The 12,933-nt window shown below is 48.2% G+C and carries 8 protein-coding genes; 3 read left to right on the top strand and 5 right to left on the bottom strand.

Annotation, left to right across the window (positions count from 1 at the left end):
• Window positions 1-2,501: NHL domain-containing protein (locus AC1RVX_RS00005; RefSeq protein ID WP_493214533.1), on the top strand; the 2,501-nt coding region annotated here is incomplete at its 5' end.
• A gap of 387 nt (window positions 2,502-2,888) precedes the next feature.
• Here the strand turns inward: AC1RVX_RS00005 and AC1RVX_RS00010 are convergent.
• The 4 genes from AC1RVX_RS00010 to AC1RVX_RS00025 all read right to left on the bottom strand — a co-directional run bounded on the left by AC1RVX_RS00010 (window position 2,889) and on the right by AC1RVX_RS00025 (window position 6,890).
• Window positions 2,889-3,230: a YciI family protein gene (locus tag AC1RVX_RS00010; RefSeq protein WP_493214534.1), complete on the bottom strand. Its 342-nt coding sequence runs from the start codon at window positions 3,228-3,230 to the stop codon at window positions 2,889-2,891.
• 306 nt (window positions 3,231-3,536) lie between these two features.
• Window positions 3,537-4,658 carry a serine/threonine-protein kinase gene (locus AC1RVX_RS00015; RefSeq protein ID WP_493214535.1) on the bottom strand — a complete coding sequence of 374 codons (1,122 nt, stop codon included), beginning with the start codon at window positions 4,656-4,658 and terminating at the stop codon, window positions 3,537-3,539.
• Window positions 4,655-5,743 (bottom strand): protein kinase domain-containing protein, encoded by a 1,089-nt coding sequence (locus tag AC1RVX_RS00020; protein WP_493214536.1) that lies wholly within the window; start codon window positions 5,741-5,743, stop codon window positions 4,655-4,657. The genes AC1RVX_RS00015 and AC1RVX_RS00020 overlap by 4 nt, the downstream gene beginning before the upstream one ends.
• Before the next feature lie 22 nt (window positions 5,744-5,765).
• Window positions 5,766-6,890, bottom strand: a complete 1,125-nt coding sequence (locus tag AC1RVX_RS00025; protein WP_493214537.1) for a PP2C family protein-serine/threonine phosphatase — start codon at window positions 6,888-6,890, stop codon at window positions 5,766-5,768.
• 543 nt (window positions 6,891-7,433) lie between these two features.
• Between AC1RVX_RS00025 and AC1RVX_RS00030 the strand changes: the two genes are divergently transcribed.
• On the top strand, window positions 7,434-9,080 hold the full coding sequence (locus AC1RVX_RS00030; RefSeq protein WP_493214538.1) for an esterase/lipase family protein: 1,647 nt from the start codon (window positions 7,434-7,436) through the stop codon (window positions 9,078-9,080).
• Between the two features lie 14 nt (window positions 9,081-9,094).
• Window positions 9,095-9,856, top strand: coding sequence for a hypothetical protein (locus tag AC1RVX_RS00035; RefSeq protein WP_493214539.1), 762 nt, complete (start codon window positions 9,095-9,097; stop codon window positions 9,854-9,856).
• 623 nt (window positions 9,857-10,479) lie between these two features.
• Here AC1RVX_RS00035 and AC1RVX_RS00040 read toward each other — a convergent pair.
• Window positions 10,480-12,600, bottom strand: a complete 2,121-nt coding sequence (locus tag AC1RVX_RS00040; protein ID WP_493214540.1) for a metallophosphoesterase family protein — start codon at window positions 12,598-12,600, stop codon at window positions 10,480-10,482.
• Between the last annotated feature and the right edge of the window lie 333 nt (window positions 12,601-12,933).

Consider the following 12,933-nt stretch of genomic DNA (forward strand, 5'->3'; position numbering starts at 1 on the left):
ATGACATATTATCGGGTCGCCAAACACACGGCACCGAAGTGAGAGCAATTTTAGTTTCCGCACATTTACTTAAAGGTGACGCAACTTTCGGATGGGTGGCAGATTTACTTGATAACAAACTTAAGGTAGCAAATTTCTTCGCGATAGAACAAGGATTAAATTACAGCACGCAACAGGATTCAATTACTAAAACGATGGCGATGGCCGCAGCGATTACACCTACTTCTACTGCTGGCGCAATTGCAATATTGGGAAAGGTTGATTGGCCATTTATGGAAGTTATTAATCCGACCTTCCCAACAATCACATTCAATACTGCTACACCATCCTACTATTTTGTTTTGACAAACGCTGGTGACGGTACGAGTATCAACCTCACAAGTGCAACGGTCGAGAGTGGCAAGACTGCGAGTTTTACTGTGACACTTGGTACAGGTTATGAAAAGCTCCAGGCGAGCGGTTGCGGTGGAGTACTGGTGGGAAATATATTCACGACGGGCGCGGTGACGGGAAACTGCACAGTACAATCTTCGGCGACAAAACGAGTCGGGGGGGCGAGCTACACTATTGAAACGTTTGCAGGTTCTGGAGCACTCAACCTAGGTGATGGCGGGCCTGCAACAAATGCCATGCTCGTTGCACCTCAGCAAGTCATGGTTTCTTCTTCGGGTGACGTATACATTGCTGATACAAATAATAATCGTATTACAGTAGTCGACTCAGCTGGAATTATTAAAACCTTTGCGGGCCATGCATCAGCGGAAAATCAACCGCTGGGCGATGGGGGCTCGGCAATGGACGCCGTTGTGCGTTTTCCACGCTCACTCTATGAGACGCCCGATGGTTTGTATATTGGCGATCACAGCTACACAATCCGGTTAGTGGACAAGAAAGGCACAATCAGTCACGCCGCAATTGACAATCGGGCCGACTTCATCTTGCCATGGTCCATAGCAGTGGATGCGCAAAAGCGGATCTATATTGCCGACATTTCCCATCATCGAGTGCTTCGCGTCGACACAAATGGCGCGATGACCGTCATTGCAGGTACAGGTACTGCGGGAAATGCTGGTGATGGCGGCTTGGCTACAGAAGCAACGCTAAACTCGCCGAGTCAGATCAAATTCGATGGACAGGGGCACTTGCTTATTGGCTCATCACAGGCGCCGTTGCGACAGATTGATCTCGCTACAGGAGTTATTTCCAAACGCCTGGAGCAACGTATGGGCTATTTCGATATTGATGCAACGGGTGCATTCGTGTATTCGGGTCAGTATAAAATTATGCGCGTTAATCAGTCGTCAGGGGTCGAGGTTGTTGTTGCAGGTACGGGGACTCCAGGGTTCTCCGGTGACGGCGGCAAAGCGACTGCTGCACAGTTCGGCGTACTACAAGGTGTGTCAATTGATGCGTTTGGAAATATTTTTGTCGCTGACACAGGGAATAACCGAATACGCAAAATCTCATCTTCGGGGGCGGTGACAACATTTGCCGGTAGTGGAGCATCACCAGCGAGTTTGGATGGAGTTACGGATACACAGGGCCTCGGTTTTGATAACCAGGGTAACTTGCTGTTCACCGATTTTTCGTACAATTACTTGCGGCGGGTGAGCGGTCGTCGCTCAATAGTTGTTGCGGGAACTGGTGTAGAAGACAGTAGTGGGGATGGTGCACCTGCACTAACTGCATCATTTGCGCACCCCTCAATGATTGGGTTTGACAAATCAGGGCAGCTATTCTTCCTCGATTTGAACTGGGGTACGGGTTCGGTGCGCATGATTAAGCCAGGCCCTGACGGCACAATTAGTGGTAACGCAAACGAGACCATCATGACCGTTGCAGGCAAAAATGTCTCGCGCGATTTTGCGGACAATGGCTCAGCCGATGGCGGTTCCGCACGCAACGCGGTCTTTACGGCTACGCGCGACTTCCTCATCGACTCAAAAGGTAATCTCATCATCGCGGACTGGCTCGGCAACCGGATCCGGAAAGTTATTCCAGGTGCCGATGGTATCTTCAATGGTGGGTCTGATGAAATCGTCACAACCATTGCGGGTGACGGGACTGCTGGACAAAGTGGTGATGGTGGGCCAGCGACACATGCAAGTGTCGAGGGACCAAACCGAATTGCTATCGATGCGAACGACAATATCTACGCCTTTGTCGGAGTAAATACCAACAAGGTGGCGATTCGCAGAATTGATGCAAAAACGGGTATCATTACTACAATCACAACAAACGTCGTTGTCGCTGACATGCTTATCACCCCTACAGGTGATCTCATCTATACGAACAACACACAGGTGATGAAGATCGATCTGACGAGCAACCAGAGCACGGTCATTGCAGGCACGGGTGCACTCGGGTTCTCAGGTGATGGTGGCGATGCTGCTTTTGCAACATTTCGCGGGGCATCCTATCTTGCGGTTGATGCAGCGGGAAACATCTACGTTGCTGATAACGGTAACTTTCGCATTCGTCGGCTTGTAAAAGCGCACTAGTCTGCTTTTATCATGCGCAAAGGTAAGCGTGCAGGGAAGCAAATGCTTGACTTATAAGCAATATTCTAACACGTAAAATTGTTCAGGAGGAAGGCTTGAGAGTAGCTTGGCAGGCAGCCATTGAATTAAGTGGCAGGTATCGCCCCAAAACGGAGCTATACTAGCTTGTGAACTCTCCGCCCCCGAAGCAATCATTGAATGTCCGGAAACTGATGAGTTTTCTGGACGCCTCAGGCTGGACGAAGGCTGCCTTCCGAGCGCACCCCGCAATAAACTACATTTACGTCAGTTTGGACTTGATCCGTTTTCACGGACAGTCGGAATGATGCGCCACCGATTCTGGCTTTCGGGTCATGCACTAGCAGAATGCACAGCCACACTCCATCCTCACGACTCTGGATCCAACCCAAATACGCGAAGCTCCTGATCGCAGCGACAGGCTTTGGCGAGCCGTGCAGCCCAGGCGACGGCATCCCCTCTTGTAGGAAGCTCAAGTACAGTGAATCCACCATTGAGCGGAGGTGCCCACGGGTAGCCGCCTTCAGCGACTGCGCCATTGGCTGATACCAGAACGGGCGGCACTGTTTCATCAATACCACCGGCAAAAACATAGACGCCAGCTTCCTTCGCCTCGCGTATCACGGCATGGGCGTCTCGCCCGACCGTCTCCATCTCACTGTCGGGTACTTTCATTGCAGCGCTGGGGAATGAAATGAGATACTTTGCCATGATCTGCTTTCTCCAAAAATTGGGGGCCTGGTGATCATGGCAATGTAACTGACTACAACAAATAAAGTTGGTCGCGGATGGAATTACTAAGTCTTTGATTTACAAGAGGGCACGAATACAATTAAAGTTGGTCGGCGAGACTGCCAGGAACGAGCCAATTCTCACTCAATGATTAAAGTTGGTCGTGCAGTACTTGCCGACGGCTACGTGCTGCAGATTTAATTAGGGGACGCAACAGCTTAGAAAATCATTGGGCAGGTGTTTTATTGTCGAGTCCTACAGGGAAACCGAATCAGCGGCACAATGCTACGGATTATGTAGAAGTAATACGGGCGAACACCGCTCTCTCGGCTTACCAACGGCAATACCAAAATTCACCCGTAGGCCGACTTGAGGCTTGACTTCTGCGCCGAAGAAATCGGAAGAATGGAAGAATGCTGTACGACCTTCATCCATTAGGATGAACCCTGCCTTAGCCTTTGCACCGTTCGGGTAAGTCATAGGATAGGTATCTATAACTCCGGTCTGTCTTGGTGTCGCTGAATAACAGAGAGCTTCGCATCTTTGTACGACCTCATCTGCCTCTAGCCGAAGTGCTGGATCAATTTGCAAGCAACTCTGCACTAACGCCCATAACTCTTGCTCAAGCAGTGCAGTTTCCTGATGTTTGCCAAACCATTCCGGTGCGCTCAATTCAACTTTGCCAGAGATTTGTGCCTGCGCCATTTTCATGATGGCTCCTCTACCTCCACCGAACGGTGGCTTTCCGAGCAGCAGGTGGCAGGCGATTGCGCCGAGTGCCCAGATGTCTGCAGGCTGACCGGAGCTTGACCAATCAACCCAGCATTCTGGAGCCAAGTAAGGAACAGCTCCGAGAAGTGTGCTCGACGAAGTCAGGGTGTTCTCATCTTGCTCGAATTTTTCAATCTCAACTTCCAGTTCCATCTCGGCGAGCTTTGCAATGCCAAAGTCGGTCAGCTTGATGATGTCCATATGGCCATCGGCAGACGTCATGATGTTACTCGGTTTGAGATCACGGTGGCAAATGCCAACACTGTGCGCAGCATGGAGCCCCTTAGCGATGTTATGGACGACCCAAGCTGAGAGCGACGGATCGAGAAAGATGAAGTCGCTCGCGAGCCGCCTGCCAAGGTCTTTACCTTCGATGAACTCCTCAACTAAGCAACGGTTAGCATCTTCCTCGACGTAGTCAAGAGTCGCTGCCACATTTGGGTGTACAACGCGGGCCCCCATTTGCGCACCTCTACTAAAGCGCTTATCCACAATTCCATCGCGTGGTGTCTTGAGCGCAACAATCCGATCCAGCGCAAGGTCAGAACACCGATAAACTTCTTGCATGCCACCTTCAAGGTGGAAAGCGTCAATTCTGTACCGTCCAGCAATGATCTCACCAGCTTTGAATTTCATAATACAACCTCCGGATGCGCCGAGAAAAATGTTACCCATTGCCTACCTGATCGTAGCACGGCGTCACCAAATCCAAGGACACATGCATCGTGTAGCACATGTCCTGGTTCGGCCGGTATATTATTGATACTAACCGAACCGTCAACGTCAGTGATCGAGAATCGGAGGCCGTCATAGGTCACGTTTAGCCTGCCCAGTGTCCCAATCTTCAACGAAACAAATGTATGTTGCGCGGAAAGCTCATAGACTTTTTCCGTACCTTGCAAAAAGAGACCGCGATGCTTGTTTCGAATAAGGTGCCTAGCCAAGAGCGAGCTGATCTGGTTTGCCAAAGGCCGATTCTTTGGCTCTGGATCAAGACATCCATCGAGAATGTCGATAACTTCTTTGTGAAGGCCGTCAGCATGCTTGTCAGCGGTTGGCAGCACGTTGCCGATGGACGGGACTCGACTAGATGTCTGCGGTGGTCTTTCCAACAATTGCGACGGAAACGTGGGGTGGGCAAGCGCCCATGCACAAACTCCAAAAGCGTAGATATCCATCTCAGGAGTAATCGTTGCACCAGGTACATACAGTTCCGGTGCCGCGTAAGTCAGCGTACCCTTGTTTTGCTTTGTCTTGTACCCACCGTCCGGTGACGATATGCCAAAATCGAACAGCTTGACGATGCCAGCAGAAGACTCTTTGAAGTTATCGAGTTTCAAATCGCGGTGAACGATTCCAACAGCATGCAGGTCGCGAAGAGCGCATGCAAGCTGGTATAGAATTTTGATATAAAGCAGCGGGTTGCTGTTGGCCTCTTTATGAAATTCTGAGAAGTCCCTGCCACGGAGACGCTCTATGACGACGCCGGTGATTTCACTATTATCATCTGTAATGACGTCATATACCTCGACGACATGGCGAGATCGAGCCTTGCAAAGGCCTCTAACTTCGTTTTGAAGTTGTTCGTTGTTTCCTGAGTCCTGCATCACCTTCAACAGGACAACTCTGCGGAGGAACGTATCTTCGAGTGGAATGACAGTTCCAAATCCCCCAGACAGAACACTCTTTGTTACGGCTTTGTATCTCTGCGGTAATTTCAAGCTGACTCCCTTTTATAGGTTACTAGCTCTTCTTGGGCTCTTCATCGATCATCACTTCAATCTTCGGTCTCGCGCGACTAACATCGACTGTCTCAAATTCTAGCTGCGATCCTTCTACAGGGTCCCGATGTTCCTTCCGCTTTGATTTTATCTTTTGCTTATCCGACTTTACAATCGATGGGACTCGCTTGGCTTCGCTGAGAAAATTGCTCGTAAGAATCTTAATCTTATTGGAGGCCAACCATAATTCAATTTCCATTTGCTGCCTGTCAGGTGATGCCCTCACCTGCCGCTCGCTGCATAAACGCCCCACATCGTCGAGAGCTATTATCGAGGAGTTATCCACACCACCTACCCAATTTGCAAGCGTAATGGCCCTTCGAACTGCATCGGTTGATGTGGTCGCATTTGCTACTAAGGTTTCAAAGTCTTTTGCAGCACGCCACAACCCGTCAGAACCCAGCACAGCACCAAAACGAAAGTGTTCCTTTGCGTATACTTGAACTCGCAATTCGTCGGCCATTCTTCCACTCTCACCTATAGCCTGAGAGAGTCTACCCTGTAGCCTACGCGCCTTAATAAGGGCTGCGCCGTTATCCGGCAAATACTTTAGTTCGTTCTCTATCGTATCGTCAATCGTAACCTGGAGCAATTTTTTCGAACTGGGATCCCAACTGTATGCACGGCTATCGCCAACATTGGCGCAAACAAAATATCCGCTCGCCGTGGTAAGGAGCATCACCAGAGTCGTCGAGCCACGCCCTTGAAGCTCCTTTCGCACAAGGTCATCTGCACGCTTAACTAGAGAAACGACCAACTTATCCAATGAAGAACGCCCCTGCTGCTGGGCGAGGTCGGCGATGATACTAGCGATCGCAAGAGCCGCAGCTTGATCTCCGGACTCTGACCCACCGACACCATCACAGATGAGAGCGACCGTGTACGTTTCTGTGTTGGGTGCCGCTATGCGCGCAACTGCCATACGATCTTCATTCCGCTCTCGTTTGAACCCAACGTGTGTGGCCATGGCGAGCCCAAGCTCGTCTACAGTCACCTGCGAGCCTTGCGACCCGACGACCTCATCTAAGATTGTGGCTAGGAGCAAAGGACCTCCTGAAGAATGGTTGTAATAGTTTTGAATCATCATATACATATGTTACCTTGAACGGCTAGTCCATGGGAAATCCCTCAATTAACTCACGCGTCTGCCATTAGCCAGTCAAGTCACCAGTATCACTCAGGTGCAAATATGGCCAATTGTAACTTGGGGAAATCCTCCTCGTAGCTGGACTCAAAATCAGCAACTAGTCGCCAATGATAGTCCTATTGCCTTGTCAAGTTCGTCAGTTGAAAACTCCGCCAATCGTCCACAAGGAAATACCGGTTTCTATGATGCAGCAAATAAAGTTGGCCGAAAGCTACTCAACTCATTTGGACGGATTCGTCTCTCCCGGAACGGTTGACGCGCATCACTAACCAAGCCTCTCAATACGCGCGCATGGCTGAACTCGAGCGCCGCTAGCAGCGGTTTGCGGGCCTTCATCCACTGCCATGGCTCGCGCACCGGTAGCCCGACAGGCCTCCACCATCACTTCCGCAAATCTATTGACGAAAGCCGACGAAATGAGCGATAGTAAGAAGACAATTGGTCTCGTCAACTCAGGGTGCGCCGCGGCATTTGGAGGTTCTCATGGAATCAGGTAACGATGGTTTATACGCAATTGCCAAAATAGCGCCGGAAAGTAAGCGTGCGGATATTGTGTTTGTGCATGGACTCGGGGGCAGTTCCCATGACACATGGAGGTATGGAGAGGAGGGGGAGGATTCTCACTTCTTCTGGCCAGAAGAACTGGCGAAGGATTTGAAAGACTGCGCAGTTTGGTCGCTAGGATATCCGGCTGGTTTTAATAGGCTTGGGAAGCCTGGAATGATCATCGAGAAGCGAGCAGGAAATCTGAGTCAGAAGTTGGCTAACGCCGGACTGGGGTCGCGACCGATTATCTTCATCTGTCACAGCATGGGCGGCCTAGTTGTAAAGTCGCTCGTCGCCGATAGCGGATCCAATGCTGATGAGGACAGAAAGAGTATTGCTTCAATGATCGGCGGAATCGTCTTTTGTGGCACTCCTCATCGCGGCTCTACTTTTGCTGATGCGGCCTCGGTTCTCGGGACCATGTTCCTCGGGTCCCAAGCACATTTGGACGAGATGCGGTCGAATGCCGAGCCGCTGGATTTGATGCACGAGCGATTTGTTGAATGGCAGCGACAGACGTCAATTCCGATTGAAAGTTACGCCGAAAATGTTGGACTCTTCCGTCAAGGACTCATAGGAAGAGCGATCCCCCTCGGGTTGGTTGTTCCGCGCGCCTCGGCAAATACCGGAATCGCTGGACACTCCCTTAAGAATGTTGATGCGGACCATTTGTCGCTCGTAAAGCCTTCCAATAGAAAATCAGACGTCTACGCCGGTACGCTTCGATTTATTCAGAAGATACTCCCGAGCGAACCGCAACAAGCGATCCCGCCCGAGAAACAGAAAACTTCTTTGGAAAATATCCCAGTGAGACTTGTTTACTCGAAAGCGTTGGTGTATCCATCCATCAAATTGTCTATTATCAACGAAGGAAAATCAAATCTTCACATCACGTCTATTCGCTCTATAGTTGCGGCCAAAGTCGCTGATAATCACACGGGCATCGATCATTTAACTGGTACCAGAACTCAACTCGAAGTAGACGTCGACCGGGCGACTGAATGGGCTCACGTTGACTTGCTCGACGAGCGGACATTCTCCCTTCAGCCTGGTGAGATTGAATCAATCTCCTTAAATTTTAAGCTAAGCAATACAACGACGCTCATTGATCTAGACATCGAATATATCGGGCCTGGCAAAGACGAAGCATCCGTATACTCTCCACCCCATCTTATTCTCGCACATTCCCCAACTAATGATGCTCCCGGATGCTTCGAGCTGGTCAGTAGGCGGGAAGGCATTCGCATTTTGCGGGAAGATCTAGAATTCCGTCCATGGCGAGCAATGCCTTATAGCGATTGCGAAAGCTGGCGATACACTTTAATTCGCGGCGCAGGCTGCTTTCTCGTTGATGACGCGCATGGTGCCTGGGAAGCACTTAGACCACTACTTGCACGCAGATCAATTGCGGGACCTTTGTGGGCATCCATAGCGGAGGCGACGCTCAGGAGAAAGATGCCGGATCCGATCTTAGACTCGCTGCGAAACCTTGTGTCAGACGTGACCGAGATAGCCAAGCTCGGAATATCTGATACTGAAGCATATGCCACTACCATTGTTGGTGCACTTCGTCGATCAACGTAATTTTGGTGCTCTCCATGTCTGATATCACCCTTGCTTTGACATCGCTTGACAGACTTCTTCAGTGTTTCAGTGTGCCCGATTTCGACTCTGCATTGTTGCAATTGGAGCCGAGCAAGCGCGAGGCGGTGAAAAGGGAGAAGGAGTTTTCGCATATAATGGAGATGGTTTCGATTGAGCAATTGAGGAAGGACTACTTCTGCGAAATAATTCAAAGTTACGCAGAGGGATGTGCCGAGTATTTCTACGCGCACATTCTGGTTCATTCCGGGTACGAGTTGACATATCACGAACTACTCTCCGCAGTTTGTGAAGGAAGTCATCCTAGCCTTTATGATGAAGTTAAGATCCTCGAATACTGGAATTCTTGGTGGAAAGCTTCAGGTCGACGTGAAAAATGGCGCAATCTGGATTGGAGATCTAGTTCAGAAAATCTACGTTCCGGCTACGAAGCGCTGACGACACTCGACCTTAAGCATTGGGAGAGGTATGTCGATCATCCTCATTCAATAGTTCGGCAATGTATGGCGCGCAGAGACAATATCGAAGAGGAAGCTCAGTTTCAGCTTGCGGACGACGCCGAACCAGCTGTTCGCTTTAGCCTTGCTCGAAATCAGAATACGGCTCGCGAGGTGCTCATAGAGCTGGCGAACGATCTAAATTCAATCGTCCGTCGCTGGGTAGCTTGCAACCCCAACACCCCCACCTCTGCACTAGAGCGACTGAAAGAAGATCCGGTGGAAGGAGTTAGGCGTTTCCTGGAACTTCGGAGAAGGTAAGCTGTAATTGGGCTGAATTCCAACAATACGGCAACCTGGCATTTGCTAAGCGGCACTCCGACTGCTTTTAAATTGTCTACATGTATCTGTTCGGATAAATACTGTAGTGAGAAACTGGCGATTTTGGAAAACTGCTGGACGCTGAGACTACCTGACGTTAGCAAGTAGGTTGCCTTCACGTTACCCGTCAACAGCAGACAAATAAAGTTGGTCGATATGAACTGTTTCGCCACTTTCAAGTTCAGAATCAACTAATTGATTCAATGTATTGCCTGTGTTAAGTCATGCAAAGCATGTCATAGTCTTATGCAAACTTCAGAGGCTTTGGAGGCAACAAAGGTCTATGCCAAGCCATCTGCCACCGTGATGAGCGGCCCAATAAAAAAGAGAGCTAGGAAATCAGCTCTCTTTTTTTCAGAATTTCGAATTTCTGCTCTTTGCCCTATTCAGCGACCAATGACTGTTCTACGAACGAAGCTCGTAACTTTTCTTTATCAGCGATAGGAAGTTGAGAATATGGGATACCTGAGGCCTCCAAACGAGGTTTAACCGTGCTCTTTTTTTTCTGAGTATCGGTTTGAACAGCTTCAATTTTCCCATTAATTTTTCGGAAAATTATCATTTCAACCTCCTACTTTCAACTTAATGAATTCATTTAACATCAAAATTTGTGCGACGGCAAGGGTTTCTGTTGAATCATCGAATTCCTGTTTAAATTTACTATAATCCAAATCGTGGAAGGCAACACGAACGATACCCCAAGGATCCCCAATACGTTCGACACTACGAATTGGCAAAACTATCACGGCGTGCTCACCGTCTAAGAAGTTATCGGGTCCGTCCATTTCTTGATTTGGTGTCCGAATCATTAAGGATGATACCCCCCATAGCGCTCTAGTATAGACACTTTGTAAGTTGTCTGCGCGAATGGTTACCCCTGGCTGCTCAATCGATGCAAGTTCATTGACTTGAGTCAACCCTTTTCGCAGCAATTCTGTGCGCAGCCTTGACCGATGAGGCACGAAAAGGGAGACAGAACATTTTGCTCGTATGGCTTCAGGAAGACCGTGACTAAACGCATTAACTAATTCGTTGCCGTGCAAATCTGCAGTTCTGCAAAATGTCTCTGAAGCACTATCAAACGGCGATTCATCCCGCAACTTCCATTTAATACCATAAACGGTTCCTACAGATGGGAAGGGAACGCTGAGCATAAATTGCCCCATCCCCAAGTCTTCAACGGAAAGTTCACTTTCGTGCAACTCTGGTGTCTGCTCTCCTTGTTTCTCCAATTCATTGGATTTCTTATCGGCAATAACAAATATCTCGCCAGAGGCTGGTAGAAAATCCTTCGGCAATGACAAAAAAATTGTCACTTTCGCCAAAGGTTGAGTGACTGTCACTGCTGTAAACTCATACCCCTGACTTCGGTATTTTCCACGCTGAGTCTTAGCTATCTTCGTTAAATCATTAACAGTGAGCAGTCCCCCTGAATTCCAAATTGTGTTTATTAGAACTCTTGAATACGGTAAATCGGAACTCGTACCTAAGTCTGCCGATAGGATGTAAGTATGATCCTCGTTATTAGATGACGGCTGGTACTGCTCTTTCAATTCTCGTTTACCGGAATCTTGCCGTTCTAGAATGATTCCCCCTGAAATAGGTTGACCTGTACTATTTGAAATAGTGTTTTGAAATTCTTTGCCGCGAATAACCCAATTAGTTCTTATTTCACGTATGAAAATATCACGTGAGGAAGTGAACTCCACATGTTTTGTAATCGTACTTGTTGGTGCTTGTACCGTATTGCGCGCGCGATTAAGAGTCAATCGCCTAAGTTCCGCGTCGCTGTACAATTTGAGTGGCTGTCCAGCACTCCATGCCGTAGCAATATTTTTATACTCAGTTAACCATATCGTACGGTCTGCCTTCAGCTCAAATATATTAAATGAGGCTTTCGACGGTTCGCATGGCAAAAGAGTCTGAGCTCCAGTTCCCGACCCGGCACCGACTATAGTAATTTCGTTTTGGAGCCCTTTTACAGTTCTATAACGCGCCGAAAATTGATAGTGCTCATGTCCGTGAAGTACCAAATTCACGTTGCCTTCAGCTAAATTCTCCAGAACGCTACCGGCGTTTAGCATCACTGTTGGATTGAAAAGCCCTGTTACACTTTGACTTTGTTTTTCAAGCTCCGCGATTGGCAACAGATGATGATGTAGTAAGAGCAAGAGCAAATCCACACCTTCAACCTTTACCCCTTCTCGAAGGTCATCGAAAGCAGCAAGCTCCATATAACCCTGTGCGGAGTATTTGGCATTTTGGCTGGAGTCAAGTCCTAACAGGCCGAGAGTCCATCGATTGTCCCCCGTCCCAAGCGGCAAAATTTTTGCCTCTCGGAGCGAAAGCATTTCTTCTCTAAATACACTGTCAAACCACGACGGTGAACTATAACTGCGTGAAAAAAAATTCCAAACTTTGGAGAGCTTTTTACCCACAGCATTGCCTTTCGGATGCCTGTCATGATTACCAGGGCAAACAAAATACTTGATTTTAATATCGTCAATGCGATTTTTTGCTTCTTCGTAATCACTTTTCTTAGGTGAGTCTACAATATCGCCAGTGATAAATATTACATCAGGACTCAACTCATTGAGTTTTTTGGCCAATGATTCCCATACAGATTTTTGATTTTCATTTCCAAAATGAAGGTCGCTAATGTGTGCGATTCTTATAGTAGACAAGTGCCCCCCTTAATTATTTTTTATTTAAGTACATGTTATGCAACTGATCTTTGTCAACTCTTTCGGCCGGATATTCGTGGCTTTCCCATGAGGTTGCCTGAGCATTCTTTGTAAACTTGAACGATGCAATTTAATCAATTAAATTACAAATGCAGCATTAAATATGGCGCAATGAAATTATCTTTTTTGCATTCAAAATGTTCGTTGACATTTAGCACCAAACCAAGGTAATTGTCAATAATATAAGACGAAATAATATTGTGTTATGAAATTTGAATATTTCATGGAGTCTCTTACTGTTTTCTACGGGTGGTTCAGAGTGAACGCCTACCG

The organism is Undibacterium sp. GW821-FHT11B02, from assembly GCF_058808955.1.